We start from the raw sequence: 25,580 nt of genomic DNA, 5'->3' as shown, positions 1-25,580 counted from the left end.
ATGCTCGTTTCCCTGATCAGGCGCCTTGGCGTCAAGTTGTCGCTCAACGATCCGCGTTGGGGCCACAAGCCCGAAGGCGACAACAAAAAACAAGAAGGCAAGAAGCCCGGCGGGGAAGGTCCTCCAGACCTCGACCAGATGTGGCGCGACTTCAACGCGCGCCTGAACCGCATGTTCGGCCAGAAGAACAATGGCGGCGGCGGGGGCAACGAGTACCGCCCCGACATGAAAGGCGCCGGCGTCACCGCCGGCGTGGTCGGCGCGATCGTGATCTTCATCTGGCTCGCCAGCGGCGCGTTCATCGTGCAGGAAGGCCAGGTCGGCGTGGTCACCACCTTCGGCAAGCTCAGTCACACCACCGGCGCCGGCTTCAACTGGCGCTGGCCGTACCCGTTCCAGTCGCACGAGACGGTCAACGTGTCGCAGGTGCGCACGGCCGAAGTGGGCTACCGCGGTTCGGTGCGTTCCAAGAACACCAAGGAATCGCTGATGCTGACCGATGACGAGAACATTATCGACATCCAGTTCGCCGTGCAGTACACGCTGAAGGATCCGGTCGCCTGGATCTTCAACAACCGCGACCACGACGACGACGCGGTGCGCCAGATCGCCGAGACGGCGGTGCGCGAAGTGGTCGGCAAGAGCAAGATGGACTTCGTGCTGTACGAGGGTCGCGAAAAGGTCGCGCTCGACGTCAACCGCCTGATGCAGCAGATCGCCGACCGCTATTCGCTGGGCGCCCAGATCACCAACGTGACGATGCAAAGCGTGCAGCCGCCGGAGCAGGTGCAAAGCGCCTTCGACGACGCCGTGCGCGCCGGCCAGGACCGCCAGCGCGCGCGCAGCGAAGGCGAGGCGTATGCCAACAACGTCATCCCGAGCTCGCGCGGCGACGCGATCCGCCTGACCCAGGAAGCCGAGGCGTACCGCGCCAAGGTCACCGAGAACGCCACCGGTAACGCCTCGCGCTTCTCGCAGGTGCTGGCCGAATACCAGAAGGCGCCGGCCGTCACGCGCGACCGCATGTACCTCGACACGATGCAGGAAATCTTCACCAGCTCGAGCAAGGTGATGGTCGACGCCAAGTCGGGCAGCAACCTGCTGTACCTGCCGCTCGACAAACTGATCGCCCAAAGCGCCGCCGGGGCGCCGGGTTCGAAATCCGGACCGGTGCAGCCGGCGCCGGCCGTCACCCCGACGCCACAGGAAACCATGCAGACAGTTGAACAAGTACGCCAGCGCGAAAGCCGCGGCCGCGATACCTCGCGCGATCGGGAGACGCGCTGATGAACCGCCTCGTCACCCTTTTCGTCGCCGGCTTCATCGCCCTGATGCTGCTGTCGTCGACCGTCTTCGTGGTCGACCAGCGCCGCTTCGCCATCGTGTTCGCGCTGGGCGAAGTGCGCGAAGTGATCAACCAGCCTGGCCTGCATTTCAAGCTGCCGCCGCCGTTCCAGAACGTGCTGTACCTGGACAAGCGCATCCTCACGCTCGACACGCCCGACGCCGACCGCTTCATCACGGCCGAGAAGAAGAACATCCTGGTCGATGCCTTCGTCAAGTGGCGCATCGTCGATCCGCGCCTGTACTACGTCAGCTTCAGCGGCGAAGAGACGCGCGCGCGCGACCGCCTGTCGCAGATCATCAAGGCGGCGCTGAACGACGAGATCACCAAGCGCACCGTGCGCGAAGTCATCTCCGGCGAGCGCGGCAAGGTGATGGAAGGGATCCGCACCAAGGTCGTGGCCGAGGCCAAGCAGATCGGCATCGAGATCATCGACGTGCGCCTCAAGCGCGTCGATTACGTCGACCAGATCAACGCCTCGGTGTATGACCGCATGAAGGCCGAGCGTACCCGCGTGGCCAACGAGCTGCGCTCGACCGGCTCGGCCGAATCGGAAAAGATCCGCGCCGACGCCGACCGCCAGCGCACCGTAATCCTGGCCGAAGCGTTCCGCGACGCCGAGAAGATCAAGGGCGAGGGCGACGCCAAGGCGTCCGAAATCTACGCCCAGGCGTTCGGCAAGAACCCCGAGTTCTACAAGTTCTACCGTTCGCTCGAAGCCTACCGCGCCACGTTCAAAAACCGCGGCGACGTGATGGTGCTCGATTCGGGCTCGGAATTCTTCAAGTACTTCCGCGCACCGGGCGGCGCCTCGGCTCCCGCTCCGTCGAAGAAGTAAGCGCAGCGACAATTCGGGGTCAGGTCCGGCGGACCTGACCCCATTTTTGTTTGCTGGCCGTTGATTCGCATTTTCGGGTAAAATTGATGGTTCGGCGCTCCATTTGCGCGAGCCGGTTTTCGCATCTTGCCCGATATTTAATAAACTCCCGTTACCGCCCCTAGCCCATGCCGAACTGGCTTCTGCCCGAGAACATCGCCGACGTCCTGCCGTCCGAAGCGCGCAAGATCGAAGACCTGCGTCGCCAGATGCTCGACAACTTCCGCCTGTACGGCTACGAGCTGGTGATGCCGCCGCTGCTCGAGTACGTCGACTCGCTGCTGACCGGCGCCGGCAAGGACACCGACCTGCGCACCTTCAAGCTGGTCGACCAGATCTCCGGCCGCATGCTGGGCCTGCGCGCCGACATGACCACCCAGGTCGCGCGCATCGACGCCCACCTGCTCAACCGCGAGTCGGTCACCCGCCTGTGCTACGCCGGCAGCGTGCTGCACACCCGTCCTTCGGGCCTGCACGCGACCCGCGAGCCGCTGCAGATCGGCGCCGAGATCTACGGCCACGCCGGCCTCGAAGCCGACGCCGAGATCCAGGAACTGGCGCTGGCCTCGCTGGCGATGGCCGGCTTCGACGACGTCCGCCTCGACCTGTCGCACGTCGGCGTGCTGCGCTCGATCATCGCCGATGACGCCGCGGCCTGCCGCGACGAGTCGGCGTTGTATGCCTTCCTGCGCGCCAAGGACAGCCCTGGGCTGGACTCGATCACTAAGAACTACGCGCCGCAGACGCGCGAGGCGCTGCTGGCGCTGCCGCACCTGTACGGCGACGTCGATGTGCTGACCCGCGCGCGCGACGTGCTGCCGCAGTCGCACGGCATCGCCAAGGCGCTGGCCGAACTGGCCGCGCTGGCCGGCTCCGCGCTGGGCCGCGCCGAAGTGGCGATCGACCTGGCCGACCTGCGCGGCTACCAATACGAAAGCGGCGCGATGTTCGCGCTGTACGTGCCCGGCCTGCCGAACGCGGTGGCGCGCGGCGGGCGCTACGACCACGTCGGCGAAGCGTTCGGCCGGGCCCGTCCCGCGACCGGCTTCTCGCTCGACCTGCGCGAACTGGCGCGGCTGCTGCCGAGCGCCGAGCGCAAACATGCAATCCGCGCGCCGTGGGGCAATGCGCCGGAACTGCGCGAACAGATCGCCGGGCTGCGTAAAACAGGCGAGGTCGTGATCCAGAGTCTGCCGGGTCACGACGACGATCAGGACGAGTTCGAGTGCGACCGCGCGCTCGTGCTCGAAGATGGAAATTGGATTCTCAAAAACTTAGGCTGAGTGTGATGTCAAAGAAAAACGTGGCAAAGAACGTCGTCGTCATCGGTACCCAATGGGGCGATGAAGGCAAGGGCAAAATCGTCGACTGGCTGACCGACCATGCGAAGGGCGTCGTGCGCTTCCAGGGCGGCCACAATGCCGGCCATACGCTGGTCATCAAGGGCCAGAAGACCGCGCTGCAGCTGATCCCGTCGGGCATCATGCGCGAAGGCGTGGCCTGCTACATCGGCAACGGCGTGGTCGTGTCGGTGCCGGACATCATGCGCGAGATCGACAAGCTGCAGGCGATCGGCGTCGAAGTCGTGTCGCGCCTGAAGATCTCCGAGGCTTGCCCGGCGATCCTGCCGTACCACGTCGCGATCGACGTGGCGCGCGAGAAGAAGCGCGGCGACAACAAGATCGGCACCACCTGCAAGGGTATCGGCCCGGCCTATGAAGACAAGGTCGCGCGCCGCGCGATCCGCATCGCCGACATGCTCAACGAAGAGCGCTTTGCCGAGAAGCTCAAAGAGAACCTCGACTACCACAACTTCGTGCTGACCAACTACCTGGGCGGCGAAGCGATCGACTTCCAGAAGACCTTCGACGACGCGATGGCCCTGGTGCCGCGCCTGCGTCCGATGGTCGCCGACGTGCCGTCCGCGCTGCACAACACCTTCAAGGCCGGCGGCAACCTGCTGTTCGAAGGCGCCCAGGGTTCGCTGCTCGACATCGACCACGGCACCTATCCGTACGTGACCTCGTCGAACTGCGTGGCCGGCAACGCATCGGCCGGTTCGGGCGTCGGTCCGGGCATGCTGCATTACATCCTCGGCATCACCAAGGCCTACACCACGCGCGTCGGTTCGGGCCCGTTCCCGTCCGAGCTGGCCACCGACAGCGGCGTCGGCGAGCACCTGTCGCGCGTCGGCCATGAATTCGGCACCGTCACCGGCCGCGCGCGGCGCTGCGGCTGGTTCGACGCCGCGCTGCTGCGCCGTTCGGTCCAGATCAACGGCGTGTCGGGCATGTGCCTGACCAAGCTCGATGTCCTCGACGGCATCGAGTCGCTCAAGCTGTGCACCGGCTACACCATCGACGGCCGCGCCGTCGACATCTTCCCGGTGGGCGCCGAAGAAGCGGCCAACTGCGTGCCGGTGTACGAAGAGATGCCTGGCTGGACCGAGAGCACCGTCGGCGCCAAGTCGCTGGCCGAGCTGCCGGCTGCCGCGCGCAACTACATCAAGCGCATCGAAGAGCTGGTCGGCGTGCCGATCGACATGGTGTCGACCGGTCCTGACCGTGTCGAGACCATCGTCCTGCGCCACCCGTTTGAATAATCCCACGACTTCAGAAGAGGAATGAACATGACCACGCCACCATCGACCGACAAGGACCTCTGGGTCTCCTGGGACGAATACCACCGCCTGATCGAGCGCCTGGCGCTCAAGGTGTACGAATCGGGCTGGAAGTTCGACCAGGTCCTGTGCCTGGCGCGCGGCGGCGTCCGTCCGGGCGACGTGTTCTCGCGCATTTTCGATGTGCCGCTGGCGATCCTGTCGACCAGCTCGTACCGCGAAGAAGCCGGCACCGTGCGCGGCGACCTCGACATCGCCAAGTACATGACGATGACCAAGGGCCCGCTGGCCGGCAAGATCCTGCTGGTCGACGACCTGGCCGATTCGGGCGTCACGCTCGACAAGGTCACCAAGCACCTGAGCGACAATTTCGCCGGCGTGACCGAAGTGAAATCGGCGGTCATCTGGGTCAAGGGCACCTCCTCGATCATGCCTGACTACTTCCTCGAAGAGCTGCCGCACAATCCGTGGATTCATCAGCCGTTCGAAGACTACGACGGCCTGCGCCCGCACCAGCTGGCGGCGTGGATGAAAAAGGGCCGCGCCGCGCTGTAACGCGCCGCCGTGCCCCGAAGGCCAGAGCGTGATGCTCTGGCCTTTTTGCATCTGGGGTCAGGTCCGGCGGACCTGACCCCGCCCTTGACGCCGTCGCGTGCATCATCGATCGACCATGACCCAGACCTTCCTGCAAACCTTCATCCTGCTGCTGCTCGTCACCGACCCCTTCGGCAACGTGCCGATTTTTGTGAGCGCGCTGTCCGGCGTCGAGCGCGCGCGCCGTCCGCGCATCGTGCTGCGCGAGTGCGCGATCGCCTTCGTGGTGCTGCTGGTGTTTATGTTCTTCGGCAGTCCGCTGCTGCGCGCCTTGCAGCTGTCCGAAGTCTCGCTGCGCATCGGCGGCAGCGTGATCCTGCTGCTGATCGCGATCCGCATGGTGTTCCCGCATCCGGACGGCGTGCTGGGCAAGACCGACGGCGGCGAACCGTTCATCGTCCCGCTGGCGATTCCCGCGCTGGCCGGCCCGTCGGCCCTGGCCACGGTGCTGCTGTTCTCGCGCGACACGATGGGCGAGGTGATGATCCACGTCGCCGCGCTGGCGGCGGTAGCGGTGGTGTGGCTCGCGGTGTTCCTCAGCGCCGAGAAGCTGCAGAAGGCGCTCGGCCCGCAGGTCATGACGGCCTTCGAGCGCCTGATGGGGCTGATCCTGACCGCGATGTCGGTGGAGATGCTGCTGGGCGGCGTGCGCGCCTTCATCAAGACGCTGTAGTCCAGCGGGCGGGGAGGCGCGGCGCTTACTTTGCGCGCTTCGGGGCAACCGGCCTGTAGCCCCAAACGAATACGCCGGCGAGTCCTGCGGCTGGTCCGATCACGGCGGCGATCGCCAGCAAATTGGCGTGACGTTCGATCCCAAACGCGCACAGCGCCAATGAACCTCCAGCCAGGACAATGCCCGAGAATACACTCGAGTAGCGATACACGCGCAGGTGCTTTGCTTGCCGGCACTCTTCGGCCCAAGCTTCATCCATACGGCGTTCGTGATTTTCGATCGTGCAAAGTTCGCGGTTCGCGTCGGCTTTCTTTGACGACGAATTCAACGTGGCGGGCACGACGATGCTCCATGAACTGGACGATCATTTCGCTTGTTCCGGGTGCAATTCGCTCATATTCCAGCAAGTCTTGCTGCTGCGGCATACGCACGCGTTCGCCGCTTCCGAACAGGTCGGTCTGTTGGGCAATTTCTCCTGCCGATGAATTCGCGCGCGGGATAGCTCCATCGTGCGTCGCCTCCCGCAGGACAGAGAGGATTCTGGTCAAATGCATAGATTCTTTCGTGCGGAAAAAATCGAATGGGTCCACAGCGATGTTGAAATCATAACCTACACCGAACGACGTTGCGCACCATTGGGGGAATTTGCTGTTGCTTGAGATTACACGGACGGGAGTGCGGTGACTGGAAATAGTTCACACGCGTTCCTGATTTGCGATTTTCCAACTGCTGGGCGGCATGTGTGCTGTCATCAAGAACGTGTTGGATCGCGCCGAGATTTGAGGGATGGCGGTAGACTGGACGATTCTTCACGGAGTGGACACCAATAATGAACAAGATCGCCCTGGTAGTAGGCGCAAGCGGCATCGCCGGCAGCAACCTCTGCGCTGAACTGATCGGCAAAGGATGGGACGTCCACGGCCTGGCGCGCAAGCCGCAGCAGGACGTTCCGGGCGTGCGCCCGGTGGCCGCCGATTTGCTCGATTCGGCCAGCCTCGAAGTAGCGCTGGCCGACATTGCGCCCACCGACGTCTTCATCACCGCCTGGCTGCGCCAGGACACGGAGGCGGAGAACATTCGCGTCAATGGCGCCATGGTGCGCAACGTGCTCGCCGCGCTGTCGTCGAAAAAAACGGTGCGCCACGTGGCGCTGGTGACGGGACTGAAGCATTATCTCGGCCCGTTCGAAGCGTATGCGAGCGCCGGCACCTTGCCCGACACGCCGCTGCGCGAGGAGCAGCCGCGCCTGCCGATCGAGAATTTCTATTACGAGCAGGAAGACGAGCTTTACGCCGCCGCGGCGCGCGATGGCTTCAGCTGGAATGTGCATCGTCCGCACACCGTGATCGGCAAGGCGGTCGGCAACGCGATGAACATGGGGACCACGCTGGCCGTCTACGCATCGATCTGCAAAGAGACGGGCCGGCCGTTTCGATGGCCAGGCTCGCAGGCACAGTGGCAAGGGCTGTCCGATGTCACCGATGCGCGCCAGCTGGCGCGCCAGCTGGTTTGGGCGGCCGACACGCCGGCGGCGCACAACATGGCATTCAACATCGTCAATGGCGATGTGTTCCGCTGGCAGTGGCTGTGGGGCCGCCTGGCGAACTGGTTCGGCGTCGAAGCGGCCAGCTTCGACGGCACGATCCATCCATTGGAGGGCGCCATGCAGGGCGACCATGCCTTGTGGCGCGACATGGCCGCGCGCCACGGCCTGGTCGAGGCTGACCTTGCGCGCCTGGCGTCGCCGTGGCACACCGACCTGGATCTGGGCCGGCCCATCGAAGTGATGACCGACATGGCGCGCAGCCGCAAGCTGGGCTTCGCCGGCTACCAGTCGACCGCGGACTCGTTCTACGATTTGTTCGCGCAGCTGCGCGCCGAGCGGCTCATCCCGTAAGATTGTAGTTGTCGCTTGCCGCTTCCAATATTGGCTCGCCCTGACTGCGAGGTTTTTTGAAGCGTTTCGCGCGAAATCAGTGAACCATTTGCGCTGCGGGAGGTCGAACATACATGTTCGACCGCTGCTTCAACCGACCTTGGCTTTCGTCCAGCCATCTCGCGGAACTTCCGATCCTCTTCGATTTTTCTGTATTTGTGTGGCGCACGCCGGCAGCTTTTTAGCAGCGCATATCCTTGAAGCGCTTGCGCGATATGAGCAGGTCTCGCTGAATCGTGGTGCGATCGGCGCCTGCCGCAGTCTTCTCCAGCGATTCGAGGCGCGGGATGCTTTGATCGAGCGCCTGGCATTCCGCCTGCGTGTAGCTGCCCAGACCTTGGCGATGCGTCTCGACGGCGAAGCGATCGGGCGACATTCCTGTCACAGGGCGAAGGGCCTGTGCTAAGGACTCGCGCCGGCGTTCATTGCCGACGTCCGCTCCGGTCCTCTCCTTGCCGGATAATTTGTTCAGCCCACGCGGCACCACGAGGTCGAGTTTCCTGGCACCGAGGCATGGCTCGTCGGAGTAAGCGACTTTCCCCGCCATTTCGCATTTGTAGATATGCCTGGTCGGCGCAGGCAAGGACTGGCCTGCCGCCATCAACGGCAGCGCCATGAGCACGCACGCAAGCGAAGGTACTGGTTTCATTTCAGTTTCCGATTTAGGCGAGGGCGGTGCAAAAAAAATGGGGTCAGGTCCGCAGGACCAGACCCCAACTGACGACGCTTACTTCGGCGTCTTCAGGTGGCCGTCCAGCCAGTCGATCACGGTGTGGTGCCACAGGATCGAGTTGGCCGGCTTGAGCACCCAGTGGTTCTCGTCCGGGAACACCAGCAGCTTGCTCTCGACGCCCTGGCGCTGCAGCGCGGTGAACGCGCCCAGGCCCTGCGACACCGGAATGCGGTAGTCCTTCTCGCCGTGGATCACCAGCATCGGCGTCTTCCACTTGGCGACGTGGCTGACCGGATTGAACTTCTCGTGCTTCTGCGGCGCGGCGAAGTAGCTGCCGCCGTTTTCCCACTCGTTGAACCAGAGTTCCTCGGTCGAGTAGTACATCGCGCGGTTGTCGAACACGCCGTCGTGGTTGACGATGCACTTGAAGCCGTTCGACCAGTTACCTTCGATCCAGTTCATCATGAAGCCGCCGTACGAGGCGCCCAGCGCGCAGGCGTTGCCGGTGTCGAGCCACGGATACTTGGCGCCGGCCGCGGCCAGGCCTTTCTTCAGGTCTTCCAGCGGCGCGCCGCCCCAGTCGCCGCTGATGGCGTCGGTGAACTTCTGGCCGTAGCCGGTCGATCCGTGGAAGTCGATGAACACCGTGGCGTAGCCGGCGCCCGCATAGGTCTGCGGATTCCAGCGGTAGCTCCAGCTGTTGCCGAAGCTGCCCTGCGGGCCTCCGTGCACCAGGAAGGCGACCGGATATTTCTGGCCAGGCGCGGCGTTCCACGGCTTCATCACGTGGCCGTAGACCGTCTCGCCCTTGGCGCCCTTGAACGAGAACTGCTCCGGCTCGCCCATGCGCACGTCGGCCAGCGCTTGTGCATTCAGATTGGTGAGCTGGGTCATTGCGTCCGAGCCGAGGCTGCGCTTGAACAGCTGCGCGCCCGAAGTCAGGCTGGCCTGGCTGACGACGATGGTGTCGCGCGCGATGTCGAAAGCGCCGACGTAGCCCTTGCCGGTCAGCGGCGTCACCTTGCCGCTTTGCGCGTCGATCGAGAACAGGCGGTGCTGGCCGACGTCGTCGGCGGTCGCCAGCAGCGCCTTGCCGTCCGGCGTCCAGCGGAAGTCGGCGACCGAGCGGTCCCAGTTGTCGGCCAGCTTGCGCTTCTTGCCGGTGGCGACATCGAGCAGCACGAAGTGGAAGCGGTCCGCTTCGAAACCAGGGCGGTCCATCGCGATCCAGGCCAGGGTGCGGCCGTCCGGCGAGTAGATCGGCTTCGAATCCCAGGCCTTGTTTTCAGCCGACAGGTTCTGCGGCGTGCCGCCGGCTGCAGGCACCGAGTAGACGTCGAAGTTGGTCGACCACGATTCGGTCTTGCCGGCGATGCGCGCGGCGAACACGATGGTCTTGCCGTCGGGGCTGAAGTGGTATTCGTCATGGTCGCCGAACGGCTTGGACGGCACGTCGCCGTCGAGGGTGCCGGAAACGCTGACCGGCATGGCGCTGACTTTGCCGGTGCTGTCGATCGGCGCCGAATACAGCACGTTGTTGCGCAGGTCCGACCAGGTGTCCCAGTGGCGCACGAACAGGCGGTCGTAGACACGGCCGCTGGCCTTGTTTTTCGATTTGTCGTCGAGGCGCTTGACGGTGCAAGCCAGGTCGGCGCAGTCGCGGAACACGGCCAGGCTGAGGGCGATGCGGTCGCCCTGCGGCGACAGGCGGAAGTTGTCGACGTCGACCGGCAGGGCGGTGACCTTGGCGGCGGCGCCGCCGGCGGCCGGCATGCGCCACACCTGCGACTGCGACATGAAGTAGATCGCGTCGCCGGCCGGCGACCATTCCGGATCGGTGCTGCTGGCCTCTGCGCGGGTCAGGCGCTGCGGCGCCGCGTTCGGCGTGCGCAGGTCGAGCATCCACAGGTCGGTGTGGCCGCGGTTCTTGCCCATGTCGGTGCTGCGCACGCTGTAGACCACGCGCGTCGCGTCAGGCGACAGCGCCGGGCTGCCGACGCGTTCCATGGTGGCCAGGTCTTCCACGGTCAATCCGCGCGGCGCGGCGAACGCGCCGCCCGCCGCCAGCGCGGCTCCCAATACCAGCAGTCGTAATGTCATCTTGTCTCCGACGATGTGTGAAAAATGCCGGCATGGCGCCGGTCGCCGGACATGATACCAAGGTTGTTGCGGCAAAGACAGGATGCGGACGTCCTCGCGCGCGCGTGAAAAGTCGAATCCGTTTCGCGCGGCGATGCGTATATCGCAGTGTCGCTGCCGCGCGGCGAGCTTACTTTTCAGGAAAGAGGAGACGCATCTTGTACCGTTTCGACATCGCGAGCTGGGGGCTGTGCCAGATTGAAACCAGCACCTCAGGAAAATTCGGCTTCGGCCTGCCGAAGCAATTCAGGATCACCAGCTGCGAGGGCACGTTCAAGGGCGCGCACACGATCCGCTACACCGACCGGATTGCGCTGGGCGTGGGCGCGTTCGAGCTGAAACCGGCCGACCTGATCCGGCTGGCGATCACCCAGTTCATCGAGTGGCAGGGCGACCGCGACCAGGACGTGGACGCCGAGCTGGACCTGGCGCTGTGGCCGTTTCGCGGCGACGTGACGAACCGCCACGGCCGGATCATTTCGGAGAAGAGTCTGCTTCCGCGGTCGCGGGGTGAGCATTGCCCATGATGCCTTCCGGCCGGCGGCGCCGGCGCTGGGGAACGCGCTGCTGCGGTTCGCCTTTCCACACGGCAAGCAGGATGAAGGCCAGCGACAGCATCGACATATAGGACAGGAAGAGCAGGGTGTGGTCGGGCAGCATCGACGCGCCGAGCATGGTCATCAGCAGGAAGCCGACCAGGGCCAGCCAGCCTTCCCAGCTGAACGGCGGCCCCCATCCCCAGCCCGCGCCGTAGGGCTTGGCTGCGAACCAGTATCGTTTCCTTCTGTCCATTGGCTATCCTCTCGAATAACGCGGCGGTGCAATTGTGGGGCCGCGCTGATGCGGCGCACGGCGACGCGGCCATATGTACCGAGATTGTAATACTGATATCGCCTGGGCCGAAATAATGTTGCAAATTTGTAGGCGAAGCCGTACGCGGCAAGCCTGACGAGGCCGACGTGCCAGAAGGGGCGATCACGTTCTGGATCGACTCATGCTTTCGTCGCGTAGGCCGGCCCGACATGCTGGCTGATGTAGGTGGAAAGGCCGCGGCCGGCCTGGGCGCAGCGTTTCATTTCCTCAACCCGTTCCCGCGCGGCGCTGGCATACGAATACACGTAGGTGCCGCCGCCGGCGAACTGCACGGTGATGGCCTGAAGGGCGATCGTATAGGCGCGCACACCCGAGGCGCCGCTCAGATCCATATAACGCTTCATCGCGAAGACGCCTATTTGCCCAGCATGGAGACCACGTTGTCGGTGCCCGGCGCGCCGAACGCCTGCTGCTTGAGCACATGCAGCTGGTCGCGCACCTGCGCCGCCTTCTCGAATTCGAGATTCTTGGCGTGGTCCACCATCAGCTTCTCGAGGCGCTTGATCTCCTTGCTGATCTGCTTCTCGCTCATCGACTCGATCTTCGCGGTCTCCTGCATCTCGTCGAGCGTCTCGCGCGCCTGCTGCGGGCTGTACACGCCGTCGATCATGTCGCGGATGGTCTTCTTGATGCCGACCGGCGTGATGCCGTTGGCCAGGTTGAACGCGATCTGCTTGTTGCGCCGGCGCTCGGTTTCGTCGATCGCCTTGCGCATCGAATCGGTGACCCGGTCCGCGTACAGGATCGCCACGCCGTTCAGGTTACGCGCCGCGCGCCCGATGGTCTGGATCAGGCTGCGCTCGGAGCGCAGGAAGCCTTCCTTGTCGGCGTCGAGAATCGCCACCAGCGACACCTCCGGCAGGTCGAGGCCTTCGCGCAGCAGGTTGATCCCGACCAGCACGTCGAAGGTGCCGAGGCGCAGGTCGCGCAGAATCTCGACCCGCTCGACCGTCTCGATGTCGCTGTGCAGGTAGCGCACCTTGATGGCGTGGTCGGACAGGTATTCGGTCAGCTGCTCGGCCATGCGCTTGGTCAGCGTGGTCACCAGCACGCGCTCGTCCTTCTTGACGCGCTCGACGATCTCCGACATCAGGTCGTCGACCTGCGTCATGGCCGGCTTGACCACGATCATCGGGTCGACCAGGCCGGTCGGCCGCACCACTTGTTCGACCACGTTGTCGGCGTGCGCGTTCTCGTACTCGGCCGGCGTGGCCGACACGAACACGGTCTGGCGCATCTTGCGCTCGAACTCTTCGAACTTGAGCGGCCGGTTGTCGAGCGCCGACGGCAGGCGGAAGCCGTAGTCGACCAGGTTGGTCTTGCGCGAACGGTCGCCGTTGTACATCGCATTCAACTGGCCGATCAGCACGTGCGACTCGTCGAGGAACATCAGCGCGTCCTTCGGCAGGTAGTCGACCAGGGTCGGCGGCGGCTCGCCCGGCATCGCGCCGGACAGGTGGCGCGAATAGTTCTCGATGCCCTTGGTGAAGCCGATTTCGGCCATCATTTCGAGGTCGAAGCGGGTGCGCTGCTCGAGGCGCTGCTCTTCGATCAGCTTGTTTTGCTGGCGGAATTCCTCGAGCCGGTCGCGCAGTTCGAGCTTGATGGTTTCGATCGCGCGCAGCACCGTGCTGCGCGGCGTGACGTAGTGCGAGCCTGGATACACGGTGAAGCGCGGGATCTTCTGGCGCACGCGCCCGGTCAGCGGATCGAACAGCTGCAGCGACTCGATCTCGTCGTCGAACGTCTCGACCCGGATCGCCAGCTCCGCATGCTCGGCCGGGAAGATGTCGATGGTGTCGCCGCGCACGCGGAAGGTGCCGCGCCCGAAGTCGACTTCGTTGCGCGTGTACTGCATCTGGATCAGGCGCGCGATGATGTCGCGCTGCGCGACCTTGTCCTTGTGGCGCAAGGTCAGAATCATCTGGTGGTATTCGCTCGGATTACCGATACCGTAGATCGCCGAGACGGTGGCGACGATGATCACGTCGCGCCTCTCCATCAGCGACTTGGTGCACGACAGGCGCATCTGCTCGATATGCTCGTTGATCGACGAGTCTTTTTCGATGAACAGGTCGCGCTGCGGCACGTAGGCTTCCGGCTGGTAGTAGTCGTAGTAGCTGACGAAGTACTCGACCGCGTTCTGCGGAAAGAACTCGCGGAATTCGGCGTACAGCTGGGCGGCCAGCGTCTTGTTGGGCGCGAACACGATGGCGGGGCGGCCGGCGCGCGCGATCACGTTGGCCATGGTGTAGGTCTTGCCGGAGCCGGTCACGCCGAGCAGCGTCTGGAACGACAGGCCGTCGTTGATGCCTTCGACCAGTCCCTCGATCGCGGTCGGCTGGTCGCCGGCGGGAGGGAAGGGTTGATGCAGCTTGAATGGCGAATCGGGGAAGGTAATGACCGTGGGCGACGGGTCGTTAACTGGGGTGACTTCAACCATGTTTTGATACCTTTGTTAGAATGGAAGCTCGCTCGCGACCCTTGCCGGATATGGGGCGCTGTCTATACAACCCTGCTGCGAACCAGCCGATAATCAAGTTTAAACTACGATGACCTCTACCGCTTCCGCCAGTATCTTCAGCGCCATCGCCATGGCACCCCGCGACCCGATCCTGGGCATCACCGAAGCGTTCGTCGCCGATACCAATCCAGCAAAGATCAACCTGGGCGTCGGGGTCTATTATGACGACAATGGCAAGGTGCCGCTGCTCCAGTGCGTGCGCAAGGCCGAAGCGCTGATGATCGAGCAGCAGGCGCCGCGCACCTATCTGCCGATCGACGGCCTGGCCGCGTACGACAAGGCGGTGCAAGAGCTGGTATTTGGGGCCGGCAGCCCGGTTATTCAAGAGAAGCGCGCGGTGACGGTGCAGGCGGTGGGCGGCACCGGCGCACTGAAGATCGGCGCCGATTTCCTGCAGCGCTTCGCGCCCGAAGGCGCCCAAGTCTATATCAGCGATCCGAGCTGGGAAAACCACCGCGCGCTGTTCGAAAGCGCCGGCTTCGTGGTCAACAACTACACCTACTACGACGAAGCGACGCACGGCGTCAATTTCGCCGGCATGCTGGCGTCGCTCAAGGCCATGCCGCCCGGCTCGATCGTCGTGCTGCACGCCTGCTGCCACAACCCGACCGGCGCCGACCTGACGTCCGCGCAATGGGATCAGGTGATCGAGGCGGTCAGCGCCGGCGGCCTGATTCCCTTCCTCGACATGGCCTACCAGGGCTTCGCCGCGGGCATCGCCGAAGACGGCGCCGTGGTGCGCCGCTTCGCCGCGGCCGGCGGCGCGCTGCTGGTGTCGAACTCGTTCTCGAAATCGTTCTCGCTGTACGGCGAGCGCGTAGGCGCCCTGAGCTTCGTCGCCGCCAGCGCCGACGAAGCGGCGCGCGTGCTGTCGCAGCTCAAGCGCGTGGTGCGCACCAACTACTCGAATCCGCCGCTGCATGGCGGCAAGGTGGTCGCCACCGTGCTGGCCACGCCGGAACTGCGCCAGCTGTGGGAAGAGGAGCTGGCCGGCATGCGCGTGCGGATCAAGGAAATGCGCGGCGAATTCGTGCGCAAGCTGAAGGAAAAGGCGCCGGGCCACGACTTCGAGTTCGTGCGCGAGCAGGTGGGCATGTTCTCGTACTCGGGCCTGACAAAGAAGCAGGTCGAGTTGCTGCGCGAACAGTCGATCTACGCGGTCGACACCGGGCGCATTTGCGTGGCCGCGCTGAACTCCAAAAATATCGATGTCGTCATTGACGCGATTGCGAAAGTCCTTTAAGATCTTGCTTCTTCGGATCGGCGAATAGCTGGTTCGAAAGGCAGCAGCACCATATTGCAGTCGTCGCGGGGTCGGAAGTTTGACAGAGCGGTTTCGGGAATATATAATGTTGCCTCTTTTCCCTGATAGCTCAGTTGGTAGAGCGACGGACTGTTAATCCGCAGGTCCCTGGTTCGAGTCCAGGTCGGGGAGCCAGAATACAGAAAAAACCACGAGCGATCGTGGTTTTTTTTCGTCCCTACGTTAGCGTTCTTCCTACAACCACGCGCTCCTCGTGCCGATAGTCGCCTTGCGGGCGCCGGCGCATGATCGAATCAACTCGATTATTGCGAAGGAATCATCATGGGCGCACAGAATGCAGGCGGCAGCCAGTCGGTCGGGCCGGGGCCGGGAGACGACAGGCGCGGCGGCTTGCCCGGGCCGGACGGATCGCAGAAGGAAACCGGCGGCAGCGGTGGCGAGCAGCTGACGCGCAGCCTGGAAGACACGGGCAGCGACGATCCGATGATGCCGATTGACGCCGGCATGAACAACAAACTGCCCGAGCCCGAAGGGGCCGGCACGGCCGCCACCGCCGCGACGCGCGGCCCGCAGGATACCCATTCCAGCCAGGCTGGCTCGACCGGCACCGGTTTGGGCACAAAGGAAACCGGCGCCAACCAGTCGGCATCCGACTTCCCGAAGGAATAGGGACGCCCGGGGTCTGGTCCAGCGGTCCTGGGCCTTTTTTCGACACGCCGCTTGAACTTACGGCAGGGCTAGGCAATCCCGAAACCGCCAGCTATAATGCGCGCTCTTTTCCCTGATAGCTCAGTTGGTAGAGCGACGGACTGTTAATCCGCAGGTCCCTGGTTCGAGTCCAGGTCGGGGAGCCAGATTCAAAAGGCCACGTTGCAGAACGTGGCCTTTTTCGTTAACGCGACCCTTCTGGTTTTTGCATTGACGCAATAGATCGAAGCGAAAAGAGCGGATATTAATCAACGATTCATCCGAACGTTTTGCCGGTCCCGGGGGCGATATGTCGAACACCCAATTGCTGAAAGCCGGCGTACTAATGCTGGCGACGGTTTCCGTTATTGCGTTCACTGCCGAGGACGCGTCTTTGGAAATCGACCAGGGATGGACTTCCGCACAGAAGCAGCAGTGGTACACGCTGTCGCAGGGCTCGCGCCTGATTCCGCTGGCATGGCTCAAGGCGCTGGAACAGTCCGATTCCCAGGCGCCGCTTCTGGCGCGCGGCCATACCGAACGCTTCCGCTACCTGGCCGACCCATCGCCCGAACCGGCGCCGCTGCCGGTGGGGTTCGCGATCGACACCCAGAGCGATCAGAAATTCTCGGTCACGAAGCTGCGCTGGAAGCAGGGCCAGTCCGACAAGGAACCCTGGGTCGGCATGAATTGCGCGGCCTGCCACACCAATGAACTCACCTTCCAGGGCAAGCGCCTGCGCATCGAAGGCGCGCCGGCGCTGACGGATTTTGAAGGCTACCTGCGTTCGCTGAACGCGGCGCTGGCAACCACCCGCAACGATGCCGCAAAAATGGATCGCTTCGCCAGCAAGGTATTGCTGGACGCGGATACTCCGGCCAACCGCAAAATGCTCGAGACCGCGCTCGCCAGCCTGGTGGCCTGGCAGTCGAAGGTCGAACAGGCCAACGCCACCGACCTCGATTACGGCTTCGGCCGCCTCGATGCGTTCGGCCACATCTTCAACAAGGTGCTGCTGCGCACCGAGGGCAGCGATCAGCCCCGTAATCCATCGGACGCGCCGGTCAGCTATCCCTTCCTGTGGAACATCCACCAGCACGACAAGGTTCAATGGAACGGGATCGCCGCCAATCGTCCGATTGGCAAGCGCTTCGATATCGGCGCGCTTGGCAGGAACGTCGGCGAAATGACCGGCGTGTTTGCCGACCTGACCTTGCTGCCGCCCGGTCAGGCCGGCGGCGGCTACCGCACCAGCGCGCGGCTTGGCAATCTGCTGGCGCTGGAAAAGCAGGTCACCTTGCTGAAGCCGCCGGCATGGCCGGGCGCTTTCGGTCCCATCGATGCCGGCAGGTGGGAGACGGGGCAGCGCCTGTTCGACCGCGGCGTCAATGGTGCGGCGGCCTGCTCGAAGTGCCACGCCGTGCTGAAGCGCGATGACCTGACCACGCCGATCGTGGCCCGGATGGCAGCGCTGTCGGGTCCCGAGCCGATTGGCACCGATCCCTGGATGGCGTGCAACGCCTACACTTATCAAGCGAATACCGGCCTGCTGCGCGGGACATCCAAAAAATTCTTCCCCCTTCCCGGCGTCGGAAAGTACGGCGATACCGAACCGCTGTCCGATTTACTTGGCTCCACGGTCATTGGATCGATCTATTACAAGCGCCAGGAACTGGGTGCAGTCGGCGACCTGCGCGGCTTGCTGGCATCGGCGAATCTGTACGAGCGCCGCATCGCGCCGGCGGCTCTTGTGCAGGCCTTCAGCAAGGCCGACCGGCTGCGCCGCTGCATGACCGAATCGAGCGAGATTCTCGCCTACAAAGGCCGTCCCTTGGCGGGCGTATGGGCGACCCCGCCATTTCTGCACAATGGTTCGGTGCCGACGCTGTACGACCTGCTGCTGCCGCCGAGCCAGCGCCCACCGGCGTTCCTGATGGGGACACGCGAATTCGACCCGCGCAAGGTAGGACTCGTGACCGGCACGGCAGCCGGAAACACCTTCGTCTTCAACACGCGCGATGCGGCCGGCGCTGTCATCGCAGGCAACTCCAACCTTGGCCACGACTATGGCAACGCACGGATGACCGATGACGAGCGCTGGGCGCTGGTGGAGTACATGAAGGCGGTCGGCGGCACCCGCGTCGGCGACCGGATCGTGCCTTAGTCATCGCGGCGCGCGCGACGGCTTGGGATCGAGCGGATACATCGCGAAGCTCGGCTCCGCTTCTTCCAGCACGCGCGCATACGACGGCCGCGCCATCAGCCGGTTCAAATAGGCCGTCAGCGCCGGCATGCCCGCACCGATCGGCTCCAGCGTGTCGGCGTAGAACAGCGCCGGCGCCGCGGCGCAATCGGCCATGCTGAAGGCAGCGCCGGCGATCCATTCGCGCGCGCCCAGCGCCTGTTCCACCATCTCGTACGAGCGCCGGATCAGCGCGCGTGCCTCCGCCACTCCCGCCGCATCGTGCGCGCCCGCCGGCCGGAACGAGTCGCCGACGACCTTCTGCATCGGCAGGTGCACGTACAGGTCGAACAGCCGGTCCCACAGCCGCACCTCGGACGCGAGCCGCGCATCGGACGGAATCAATGTGACCGGCCCCGGATGCTCCGCTTGCAGGTATTCGATGATGATCGACGTTTCCGGCACCACCCGGTCGTTGGCGAGGTCGCGCAGCAGCGGCATTTTCGACGTCGGCCACAGCCGCGCGAACTCCGCCAGCGTGGCCGGATCCGTTTGCTCGAGCAGGCGGCCGTCGAATGGCGTGCCGTTCTCGTACAGTGCGATCAGCACCTTATGGCAGAACGACGACAGCGGGTGGTAGAACAGTTGCAGCGACATGGTGGCCTCCGGCGGGTTCGATGGGTTAAAAGGATACACTTTTTATAATCAAAAATATGTTGCCCTGGATTAAATTGGTGTAGCATTGGCAACGTTGTGCATACCACGAAAAGGGGGACCCGATGAGCCTGAAAGAGCAGATTCAAGGCGCGCAGCATTTGCTGGCGCAAGCGTTCGGCGCGCGCGATGCCGAGCGCGCAGCGGCGCTATACACCGAGGACGCGCGCCTGATGGCCGAAGGCATGCCGACTTTCCAGGGGCGCGAGGCGATCCGGGGATTCTTCGGCGGGGCGATCGCGCAGGGTGTGGTCGCGGCGCGCTTCACCACCCAGGAAGTGGACGGCGACGACGCGCAGGCGCTTGAAATCGGCCGCTACGAATTGTTCGCCGCCTTGCCGAACGGCGAGCGCGTGTGCGTCGACGACGGCCGCTACTTCGTCGCGTGGCGCAGGGTCGACGGCGCCTGGCGCATGTATCGCGACATGTTCAATCGCGCCACCCCGGTTCCGGCATAATCGTCGCACCGCGTGGGGTAGCGATTTCGGAACATCCATGATCCAGGCCATCCTCACCGGCCACACGCACGGCCTCGGCGCCGCCATCGCCGCGCAATTGCTCGCGCGCGGCATCCCCGTGCTCGGCATTGCGCGCGGCGCGGCGCCCGATGCCGCGCCGGCGATGCGTCAGGTCGCGCTCGACCTTTCCGACAGCGCCGCCCTCGGCGCCTGGCTCGCCGGTACAGAACTTGCAGCATGGCTTGCCGGCTGTCACACCGTCCTCCTGATCAACAACGCCGGCACCGTGCAGCCGGTCGGCCCGCTGGCGACGCAGGAGCCGATCGCCGTCGCGCGCGCGGTGGCGCTGAACGTCGCCGCGCCGCTGATGCTCTCAAGCGCCGTGGCCGCCGCGCGCCCGCCGTCGGCCGCCTGCCGCATCCTGCACGTCTCGAGCGGCGCCGGCCGCGGCGCCTATCCCGGCTGGAGCGTCTACTGCGCCACCAAGGCCGCGCTCGACCACCACGCCCGCGCCGTCGCGCTCGACGCCAACGCGAACCTGCTGGTCTGCAGCCTCGCCCCGGGCGTCATCGACACCGCGATGCAGGCCGAGATCCGCGCGACATCGCTGGATCAATTCCCCCTGCGCGAGCGCTTCGACGAACTCAAGCGCGCCGGCGAACTGACCGATCCGGCCGACTGCGCCGCGCGCCTGGTCGCTTACCTGCTCGGCGATCGGTTCGGCGCCGATCCGGTGGCCGACCTGCGCACGGTGGCGTGAGCCCATGGCGACGCCGGTGTACATACCCAGTTGTGCGCTCGATATTTCCCTTGTTCATGTAAAATTCTGCGACCTGTCCACTACACATCGGCTGCGTTGACGCCGAGCAATTCGCCTCGATGATTGACGACGATTTCAATTCCTGTTCGGTGCTGTTGATCGACGACGAGCCGTTCGCGCAAGACCTCATTTCCCACAGCCTGAAGGGCTGCGCCCAGCTGCGCCTGCGCTACGAACCGCACTCGCAGCGCGCGGTGGAACTGGCCGCCGAGTTCAAGCCCACCGTGGTGATCGTCGACTTGCGCATGCCGGAAGTGGACGGCTTCGAAGTGATCCGCCGCCTGCGCGCCGACCCTGCCACCGAGCGCATCCCGGTGATCCTGCTGTCGTCGGAGGACGATCCCGAAATCAAGGCCAAGGCCTTCGCCGCCGGCGCCAGCGACTACCTGGTGAAATGGCCCGATCCGCGCGAACTGGTCGCGCGCGTGCATCACCATCACGCCGCCTTCATCGCGCGCAAGGAACGCGACGAGGCCTTTGTGTCCTTGCGCCGCAGCCAGGAGGAGCTGGCAGCCAGCCAGCAGGCCCTGCACCAGGCCCAGAAGATGGAAGCGATCGGCCAGCTGACCGGCGGGGTCGCCCACGACTTCAATAATGTGCTGCAGATCATCGGCGGCAACCTGCAACTGATCAAGCTGCTCGGCGGGTTGAGCGACAAGGCCGCGGCGCGCATCGACATCGCGCTGGCCGGCGTCGAACGCGGCGCCAAACTGTCGGCGCACCTGCTGGCGTTCGCGCGTCGCCAGCCGCTGCAGGCCGCGGTGATCGATCCGGCCGTCCTGCTGCGCAACATGGACGAGATGATCGGCCGCGTGCTGGGCCCGCGCGCGACCGTGGTCAGCGACGTCGCGCCTGACCTGTGGACCATCACGGTCGATGCCAGCCAGCTCAACAACGTGCTGCTCAACCTGGTCATCAACGCGCGCGACGCGATGGGCGCCGGCGGCACGCTGACCATCCGCGCCCGCAACGTGGCCAGCAACGACGCCAGCGCGCCGGCGAGCGGCAATGGCGACTATGTAATGATCGAAGTGGTCGATACCGGCGTGGGAATGAGCGCCGAGGTGCTCGAGCGCGCGTTCGAGCCGTTCTTCACGACCAAGGCGACCGGGCAGGGGACCGGCCTCGGGCTGTCGATGGCCTACGGTTTCGTCAAGCAGTCCGGCGGCGAGATCGGTATCGACAGCGCCCCTGGCCGCGGCACCAGCGTGAAGATTTTCCTGCAGCGCAGCCGGGAGGCGGCGCCGGTCGTGGAGGCGTCCGCGGGTGCACAGCTGGTGGGCGGCCTGGAAACCATCCTGGTCGTCGAGGACGAGGAAGACGTTCGCAGCTCGACCGTCGAATTGCTGTCCGCGCTGGGCTATCAGGTGCTGTGGGCGGCGGACGCTGCCGCCGCGGTGGCGCTGATCGATTCCGGCGTGCACATCGACCTGGTGTTCAGCGACGTGATCATGCCGGGTCCGGTCAGCAGCCTCGAACTGCGCGATCACGTGCGCGCAAAATTGCCCGCCGCGCAGGTGCTATTTACGTCAGGCTACGCGGAAGGCGTGCTGTCCCACGAGGGCAAGGTCGACGCCTCGGTCAACCTGCTGCAGAAACCGTATGCCGCCGACGTGCTGAGCGCGCGCATCCGCCACCTGCTGCGCCGCAAGGAATCGGCACTGGCCGGCTGAGCAGGCTTAACCGGCCTGGTTCGATCGACTGGCGGCCGATGCAGTCACCCGCGGGCGCACCGACCCCAGCGTCGCCAGGATCGATTCGATCGATGCGGGCTTGACCAGGAAATGGTCGAAGCCGACCCCTTTCCCCAGTTCGACGTCCGACTGCCTGCCGCGTCCGGTCAACGCCACCAGCAGGCAGGCGGCAATGCGCGGCATCGAACGGATGCGCGCCGCCAGCACGTACCCATTGAAGTCCGACAGTTCGATGCCGGAGAAAATCGCGTCGGGAAGGTGCTGAACGGCCAGCGCCAGCGCCTCGGCGCCGTTCCTTGCGGAAAAGACGTGATGGCCTTCCGACTCCAGCACAGTGCTGATCAGGTCGGTGACATCGGGATCCTTCTCGACCACGAGAATGGTGTATGAATCGGGCACGTCGGCTTTCGGCGGGAGTTCGGATGGCATGAAAAGTCGCGTATGCAGGCGCAAGCAACTAATTGCTTATCACAATCATACAGGGATCGTTGGTGACGGGCGCGCCGCTGGCGGCGCGCCGTGCAGGACAAGCGGGGGACGGCGGCAGCGCTTACTTTGGCGGCGGACGCACGTAGCGCGCCGAGCCCGGCGGCGGTTCGTTCAGCACCGCCCAGAAAATGCCGAGGTCGGCAATGGCGCGCACGAATTCGGTGAAATCGACCGGCTTGACGACATACGCGTTCACGCCCAGCTCATAGCTGCGCAGCAGGTCCTGCTCTTCGCGCGACGAGGTCAGCATCACCACCGGCGTGCTTTTCAGGCCGTCGGTGCCGCGGATCGCCTTGAGCACTTCGAGGCCGTCCACTTTCGGCAGCTTCAGGTCGAGCAGCACCACGGCCGGGTTGCCGGCCTGGCGCTTGGCGAACTGGCCGCGGCAGTTCAGGTAGTCGAGCGCCTCCGCGCCGTCGCGCGCGATGATCACTTCGTTGGCCAGCTGGCTGCGCGAGAGCGCAATCAGCGTCAGTTCGAGGTCGTGGGGGTTGTCTTCGACCAGCAGGATGGGTTTTAACATGAAAAATAATTAACTATGCAGTTCATTTGGGAATGCTGAAATAAAATGTGGCGCCTTCACCCGGCGCCGACTCGGCCCAGACCCGCCCGCCATGGCGCTCGACGATGCGGCGCACGTTGGCCAGGCCGATGCCGGTGCCCTGGAAATCTTCCATCCGGTGCAGGCGCTGGAACACGCCGAACAGCTTGTGCACGTAGTCCATGTTGAAGCCTGCGCCGTTGTCGGCGATCCGGAATACGGTTTCCTTGTCCATGGCAGTTGCGTCAACCGAGATGATAGCGAACTCCTGCTGTCCCGTAAACTTGACCGCGTTCGACAGCAGGTTGTAGACCGCCAGTTGCAGGAAGGTCGGATCGGCCTGGATCGCCGGCAGCGCGCCGATGCGCCACTCGACCTGGCGCTCGCCCATCTCGGCCTCCAGCTTGTCGATGCTGCCCTTGACCAGGTCGTTCATGTCGACTGTCACCGGGCGCAGGGCGGCGCGGCCCATCTGCGAGAAGCTCAGCAGGTCGTCGACCAGCTTGCCGGCCAGCCGCGCCGAATCCTTGATGTTGGCCAGGAAGCGCTGGCGCATCTCGACATCGCTGTCGGACTCCATCAGCAGGTTGGAAAAGCCGACGATGTGGCGCAGCGGCGCCCGCAGGTCGTGCGACACCGAGTAGGAAAACGCTTCGAGCTCCTTGTTGGCGCGGCCCAGCTCGTCGGCCAGTTCGGCCATCTGCTCGGCCCGTTCCAGCGCGATGGCCAGCAGCGCCGAGCGGAACTCGATCGCCAGCTCCAGTTCGCCGCTGCGCCACGGCAGGCTGTTGCCGTGGATGGTCTCGCGCCAGGTGGCGAAGCTGGTGCGCGGCGACAGTTGCGCGTGCCGGTCCGGCGCGCCGTCCTTCTCGCGCGGATTGCCGGCCCAGTCGATGGTGTGCACCACCTCCGGGCGGAACCACAGCAGGTAGTGCTTGTGGATGCGCGAGATCGGCATCGCCAGCAGGCCGCTGGCGTTGCGCACGAATTCCAGCGCCGGCGCGTAGGCCGCCGACAGGTGGTCGGTCTGGTACAGGTCGTCATGGCAGTGCACATTGAGCCATTCGACCAGGTCGCGCACCTGCGCCTCGTCGGGCGCGTCGCCGTAACGAATGATGCGGTCGTCGACGACGATGGCGGCGCCGCCGGCGCGCGCGAAGCGCAGCAGCTCGGGGAACACCTGGCTCATGTTGTCGATGAAGTCCGATCCGTGCGTCAGGCCGGCCAGCATCGACACCATGATGCGGCGCAGTTCCAGCCGGAACTGCAGGTCGCCGGCGTCCTCGCGCGATTCGATCGACAGCGACAGCACCTGGCCCAGCTGCTCGCAGGCGCTGCGCTTGTCGAATTCGAGCGGGCAGGGCGTGGCGTTGTGGCACGAGATCAGTCCCCACAGCTGGCCCTTGACGATGATCGACACCGACATCGACGCCAGCGTGTCCATGTTGCGCATGTATTGCAGGTGGATCGGCGAGACGCTGCGCAGGGCCGCGAACGACAGGTCGTTCGGCTGTCCGGTCAGCGGATTGACTTCGGGCACCAGCCGCGACGGCGTGTAGTTGGCGTCCTGGATCAGCCGGATGCGGTTGATGGTGTACAGCTCGCGCGCCTGGCGCGGGATGTCGGTGGCCGGGAAGCGCTGGCCCAGGTAGGACGGATGCACGCCGTCGTTCGATTCGGCGATCACGTGGCCGTGGCCGTCGCGGTCGAACTGGTACACCATCACGCGGCCGAAGCCGGTCAGCTTGCGGATCTGGTCGGCCGCAGTCTGGCTCATCGCGTCGACCGAGGACGCGCCCGGCAGCTTCTGCATGAATTCGCCCACCAGCGGGAACAGGTCGCGGAAGTCGGCCGGCGCGGTGCGCGCGATCGCTTCGAATTCGAGCAGCACCAGGCCGTCGCCGGCGTGGCCGAGCACGTCGAACCAGGCGCCGTTGGGCAGGCGCACTGTGGCCAGGTAGGCCGGACGCTCGCCCAGCTGGCCGGCGTCGAGGCCGGGCAGCTGGGCCGCGGCGGCGGCGCCGATCACCTGGTCGAGCGGGCGGCCGATCGCCTCGGCGGCCGCCATGCCAGCGCGCGCGGCCAGGTTGTCGCTGGCCTGCAGCACCATCCGCGAGGGCGACAGGCAGAGCAGGAAACCATGGGGCTGGATGCTGCCGGGGAAGCGGATCGGTTCCTTGTCGCAGCTGGAAAGGTCGAAGGGGGAGATGGCGGAAGCGGACTGGGTCATCGGAACGGGGCGGCTGCCAATTGGCCGACTTTTTGCAGGAATCGCATTGTAGCCACAAAATTTTGGGCGTGACGCACGCACGAGCTGGCGTGTTGCAATATGTTAACGGCAAGTCGAATTATGCGAAATATTCCATAATTTTGCCCCGGAAGCGAACTCATCTTCGCGCAATGTCTTGCATCGGCGGCGATCTGCTGAGCCGTATGCGCCCGATTGATCCACCGCAAACGCGCCGGGGCGCGCTGCC

24 protein-coding genes and 2 tRNA genes are annotated in these 25,580 nt (G+C 64.8%); 16 read left to right on the top strand and 10 right to left on the bottom strand.

Annotated elements, in window-relative coordinates:
• From hflK to AC1D02_RS06195, 6 genes are all read left to right on the top strand, one after another.
• Positions 1-1,287, top strand: a complete 1,287-nt coding sequence (gene hflK / locus AC1D02_RS06220; RefSeq protein WP_477314794.1) for an FtsH protease activity modulator HflK — start codon at positions 1-3, stop codon at positions 1,285-1,287.
• The gene (hflC, locus tag AC1D02_RS06215; protein ID WP_477314792.1) at positions 1,287-2,183 is read left to right on the top strand and encodes a protease modulator HflC; all 897 of its coding nucleotides are present in this window, start codon (positions 1,287-1,289) and stop codon (positions 2,181-2,183) included. Before hflK ends, hflC begins: the two co-directional genes overlap by 1 nt.
• Before the next feature lie 167 nt (positions 2,184-2,350).
• A complete protein-coding gene (locus AC1D02_RS06210; RefSeq protein ID WP_477314790.1) occupies positions 2,351-3,505 on the top strand; it encodes an ATP phosphoribosyltransferase regulatory subunit in 1,155 nt (384 codons plus the stop codon).
• A 5-nt stretch (positions 3,506-3,510) separates the two neighbouring features.
• Complete coding sequence (locus AC1D02_RS06205; RefSeq protein ID WP_477314788.1) at positions 3,511-4,824, top strand: adenylosuccinate synthase; 1,314 nt, start codon at positions 3,511-3,513, stop codon at positions 4,822-4,824.
• A gap of 27 nt (positions 4,825-4,851) precedes the next feature.
• The gene (locus tag AC1D02_RS06200) at positions 4,852-5,397 is read left to right on the top strand and encodes a phosphoribosyltransferase (protein ID WP_477314786.1); all 546 of its coding nucleotides are present in this window, start codon (positions 4,852-4,854) and stop codon (positions 5,395-5,397) included.
• 115 nt (positions 5,398-5,512) lie between these two features.
• Positions 5,513-6,109: a MarC family protein gene (locus tag AC1D02_RS06195; RefSeq protein ID WP_477314784.1), complete on the top strand. Its 597-nt coding sequence runs from the start codon at positions 5,513-5,515 to the stop codon at positions 6,107-6,109.
• 25 nt (positions 6,110-6,134) lie between these two features.
• Here the strand turns inward: AC1D02_RS06195 and AC1D02_RS06190 are convergent, their stop codons facing one another.
• A complete protein-coding gene (locus tag AC1D02_RS06190) occupies positions 6,135-6,449 on the bottom strand; it encodes a hypothetical protein (protein WP_477314782.1) in 315 nt (104 codons plus the stop codon).
• Positions 6,450-6,938: 489 nt separating this feature from the next.
• Here AC1D02_RS06190 and AC1D02_RS06185 point away from each other — a divergent pair, with 489 nt between their 5' ends.
• Entirely contained in the window at positions 6,939-8,006 is a 1,068-nt protein-coding gene (locus AC1D02_RS06185) for an SDR family oxidoreductase (protein ID WP_477314780.1), read from the top strand.
• A gap of 220 nt (positions 8,007-8,226) precedes the next feature.
• Here AC1D02_RS06185 and AC1D02_RS06180 read toward each other — a convergent pair whose 3' ends face one another.
• Entirely contained in the window at positions 8,227-8,694 is a 468-nt protein-coding gene (locus AC1D02_RS06180; protein ID WP_477314778.1) for a hypothetical protein, read from the bottom strand.
• A gap of 78 nt (positions 8,695-8,772) precedes the next feature.
• Positions 8,773-10,818 (bottom strand): S9 family peptidase, encoded by a 2,046-nt coding sequence (locus AC1D02_RS06175; protein WP_477314776.1) that lies wholly within the window; start codon positions 10,816-10,818, stop codon positions 8,773-8,775.
• A gap of 197 nt (positions 10,819-11,015) precedes the next feature.
• On the opposite strand from AC1D02_RS06175, the gene AC1D02_RS06170 reads away from it, so the two are divergent.
• On the top strand, positions 11,016-11,384 hold the full coding sequence (locus AC1D02_RS06170) for a hypothetical protein (RefSeq protein WP_477314774.1): 369 nt from the start codon (positions 11,016-11,018) through the stop codon (positions 11,382-11,384).
• Here AC1D02_RS06170 and AC1D02_RS06165 read toward each other — a convergent pair.
• From AC1D02_RS06165 to uvrB, 3 genes are all read right to left on the bottom strand, one after another.
• Positions 11,332-11,649, bottom strand: coding sequence for a hypothetical protein (locus tag AC1D02_RS06165; RefSeq protein ID WP_477314772.1), 318 nt, complete (start codon positions 11,647-11,649; stop codon positions 11,332-11,334). The two genes, AC1D02_RS06170 and AC1D02_RS06165, sit on opposite strands and share 53 nt — an antisense overlap.
• Positions 11,650-11,849: 200 nt before the next feature.
• Positions 11,850-12,074, bottom strand: coding sequence for a hypothetical protein (locus AC1D02_RS06160; protein ID WP_477314770.1), 225 nt, complete (start codon positions 12,072-12,074; stop codon positions 11,850-11,852).
• An 11-nt stretch (positions 12,075-12,085) separates the two neighbouring features.
• Positions 12,086-14,173, bottom strand: coding sequence for an excinuclease ABC subunit UvrB (gene uvrB, locus AC1D02_RS06155; RefSeq protein ID WP_477314768.1), 2,088 nt, complete (start codon positions 14,171-14,173; stop codon positions 12,086-12,088).
• A 109-nt stretch (positions 14,174-14,282) separates the two neighbouring features.
• On the opposite strand from uvrB, the gene AC1D02_RS06150 reads away from it, so the two are divergent.
• The 5 genes from AC1D02_RS06150 to AC1D02_RS06130 all read left to right on the top strand — a co-directional run bounded on the left by AC1D02_RS06150 (position 14,283) and on the right by AC1D02_RS06130 (position 18,369).
• Positions 14,283-15,497 (top strand): amino acid aminotransferase, encoded by a 1,215-nt coding sequence (locus AC1D02_RS06150; RefSeq protein ID WP_477314766.1) that lies wholly within the window; start codon positions 14,283-14,285, stop codon positions 15,495-15,497.
• Between the two features lie 119 nt (positions 15,498-15,616).
• Positions 15,617-15,692, top strand: a tRNA-Asn gene (locus AC1D02_RS06145).
• A gap of 147 nt (positions 15,693-15,839) precedes the next feature.
• Positions 15,840-16,187: a hypothetical protein gene (locus tag AC1D02_RS06140; protein WP_477314764.1), complete on the top strand. Its 348-nt coding sequence runs from the start codon at positions 15,840-15,842 to the stop codon at positions 16,185-16,187.
• 109 nt (positions 16,188-16,296) lie between these two features.
• Positions 16,297-16,372, top strand: a tRNA-Asn gene (locus AC1D02_RS06135).
• Between the two features lie 143 nt (positions 16,373-16,515).
• Entirely contained in the window at positions 16,516-18,369 is a 1,854-nt protein-coding gene (locus AC1D02_RS06130; RefSeq protein WP_477314762.1) for a di-heme-cytochrome C peroxidase, read from the top strand.
• On the opposite strand, the gene AC1D02_RS06125 is transcribed toward AC1D02_RS06130, so the two are convergent.
• Positions 18,370-19,044 carry a glutathione S-transferase family protein gene (locus tag AC1D02_RS06125; RefSeq protein WP_477314760.1) on the bottom strand — a complete coding sequence of 225 codons (675 nt, stop codon included), beginning with the start codon at positions 19,042-19,044 and terminating at the stop codon, positions 18,370-18,372.
• Positions 19,045-19,166: 122 nt separating this feature from the next.
• Here AC1D02_RS06125 and AC1D02_RS06120 point away from each other — a divergent pair, with 122 nt between their 5' ends.
• The 3 genes from AC1D02_RS06120 to AC1D02_RS06110 all read left to right on the top strand — a co-directional run bounded on the left by AC1D02_RS06120 (position 19,167) and on the right by AC1D02_RS06110 (position 22,052).
• Positions 19,167-19,559, top strand: coding sequence for a YybH family protein (locus tag AC1D02_RS06120; protein WP_477314758.1), 393 nt, complete (start codon positions 19,167-19,169; stop codon positions 19,557-19,559).
• 37 nt (positions 19,560-19,596) lie between these two features.
• Entirely contained in the window at positions 19,597-20,319 is a 723-nt protein-coding gene (locus AC1D02_RS06115) for an SDR family oxidoreductase (protein WP_477314756.1), read from the top strand.
• A 119-nt stretch (positions 20,320-20,438) separates the two neighbouring features.
• Positions 20,439-22,052 carry a response regulator gene (locus AC1D02_RS06110; RefSeq protein WP_477314754.1) on the top strand — a complete coding sequence of 538 codons (1,614 nt, stop codon included), beginning with the start codon at positions 20,439-20,441 and terminating at the stop codon, positions 22,050-22,052.
• 6 nt (positions 22,053-22,058) lie between these two features.
• Here the strand turns inward: AC1D02_RS06110 and AC1D02_RS06105 are convergent, their stop codons facing one another.
• The 3 genes from AC1D02_RS06105 to AC1D02_RS06095 all read right to left on the bottom strand — a co-directional run bounded on the left by AC1D02_RS06105 (position 22,059) and on the right by AC1D02_RS06095 (position 25,333).
• Positions 22,059-22,502 (bottom strand): response regulator, encoded by a 444-nt coding sequence (locus AC1D02_RS06105; RefSeq protein ID WP_477314752.1) that lies wholly within the window; start codon positions 22,500-22,502, stop codon positions 22,059-22,061.
• A gap of 121 nt (positions 22,503-22,623) precedes the next feature.
• Positions 22,624-23,085, bottom strand: coding sequence for a response regulator (locus AC1D02_RS06100; protein ID WP_477314750.1), 462 nt, complete (start codon positions 23,083-23,085; stop codon positions 22,624-22,626).
• Positions 23,086-23,107: 22 nt separating this feature from the next.
• On the bottom strand, positions 23,108-25,333 hold the full coding sequence (locus AC1D02_RS06095; RefSeq protein ID WP_477314748.1) for an ATP-binding protein: 2,226 nt from the start codon (positions 25,331-25,333) through the stop codon (positions 23,108-23,110).
• Positions 25,334-25,580 lie beyond the last annotated feature (247 nt).

The sequence above is a fragment of the Massilia sp. P1_C10 genome, from assembly GCF_056406475.1.
Note: the sequence above shows the minus strand (reverse complement) of the source record. Positions and strands in the feature narration are given on the sequence as shown.

Excerpts from the sequence above, each read along its gene's own strand:
- hflK (WP_477314794.1), top strand. The coding sequence starts at position 1 with ATGCTCGTTTCCCTGATCAGGCGCCTTGGCGTCAAGTTGTCGCTCAAC.
- hflC (WP_477314792.1), top strand. The coding sequence starts at position 1,287 with ATGAACCGCCTCGTCACCCTTTTCGTCGCCGGCTTCATCGCCCTGATG.
- AC1D02_RS06210 (WP_477314790.1), top strand. The coding sequence starts at position 2,351 with ATGCCGAACTGGCTTCTGCCCGAGAACATCGCCGACGTCCTGCCGTCC.
- AC1D02_RS06205 (WP_477314788.1), top strand. The coding sequence starts at position 3,511 with ATGTCAAAGAAAAACGTGGCAAAGAACGTCGTCGTCATCGGTACCCAA.
- AC1D02_RS06200 (WP_477314786.1), top strand. The coding sequence starts at position 4,852 with ATGACCACGCCACCATCGACCGACAAGGACCTCTGGGTCTCCTGGGAC.
- AC1D02_RS06195 (WP_477314784.1), top strand. The coding sequence starts at position 5,513 with ATGACCCAGACCTTCCTGCAAACCTTCATCCTGCTGCTGCTCGTCACC.
- AC1D02_RS06185 (WP_477314780.1), top strand. The coding sequence starts at position 6,939 with ATGAACAAGATCGCCCTGGTAGTAGGCGCAAGCGGCATCGCCGGCAGC.
- AC1D02_RS06180 (WP_477314778.1), bottom strand. The coding sequence starts at position 8,694 with ATGAAACCAGTACCTTCGCTTGCGTGCGTGCTCATGGCGCTGCCGTTG.
- AC1D02_RS06175 (WP_477314776.1), bottom strand. The coding sequence starts at position 10,818 with ATGACATTACGACTGCTGGTATTGGGAGCCGCGCTGGCGGCGGGCGGC.
- AC1D02_RS06165 (WP_477314772.1), bottom strand. The coding sequence starts at position 11,649 with ATGGACAGAAGGAAACGATACTGGTTCGCAGCCAAGCCCTACGGCGCG.
- AC1D02_RS06160 (WP_477314770.1), bottom strand. The coding sequence starts at position 12,074 with ATGAAGCGTTATATGGATCTGAGCGGCGCCTCGGGTGTGCGCGCCTAT.
- uvrB (WP_477314768.1), bottom strand. The coding sequence starts at position 14,173 with ATGGTTGAAGTCACCCCAGTTAACGACCCGTCGCCCACGGTCATTACC.
- AC1D02_RS06150 (WP_477314766.1), top strand. The coding sequence starts at position 14,283 with ATGACCTCTACCGCTTCCGCCAGTATCTTCAGCGCCATCGCCATGGCA.
- AC1D02_RS06140 (WP_477314764.1), top strand. The coding sequence starts at position 15,840 with ATGGGCGCACAGAATGCAGGCGGCAGCCAGTCGGTCGGGCCGGGGCCG.
- AC1D02_RS06130 (WP_477314762.1), top strand. The coding sequence starts at position 16,516 with ATGTCGAACACCCAATTGCTGAAAGCCGGCGTACTAATGCTGGCGACG.
- AC1D02_RS06125 (WP_477314760.1), bottom strand. The coding sequence starts at position 19,044 with ATGTCGCTGCAACTGTTCTACCACCCGCTGTCGTCGTTCTGCCATAAG.
- AC1D02_RS06120 (WP_477314758.1), top strand. The coding sequence starts at position 19,167 with ATGAGCCTGAAAGAGCAGATTCAAGGCGCGCAGCATTTGCTGGCGCAA.
- AC1D02_RS06115 (WP_477314756.1), top strand. The coding sequence starts at position 19,597 with ATGATCCAGGCCATCCTCACCGGCCACACGCACGGCCTCGGCGCCGCC.
- AC1D02_RS06110 (WP_477314754.1), top strand. The coding sequence starts at position 20,439 with ATGATTGACGACGATTTCAATTCCTGTTCGGTGCTGTTGATCGACGAC.
- AC1D02_RS06105 (WP_477314752.1), bottom strand. The coding sequence starts at position 22,502 with ATGCCATCCGAACTCCCGCCGAAAGCCGACGTGCCCGATTCATACACC.
- AC1D02_RS06100 (WP_477314750.1), bottom strand. The coding sequence starts at position 23,085 with ATGTTAAAACCCATCCTGCTGGTCGAAGACAACCCCCACGACCTCGAA.
- AC1D02_RS06095 (WP_477314748.1), bottom strand. The coding sequence starts at position 25,333 with ATGACCCAGTCCGCTTCCGCCATCTCCCCCTTCGACCTTTCCAGCTGC.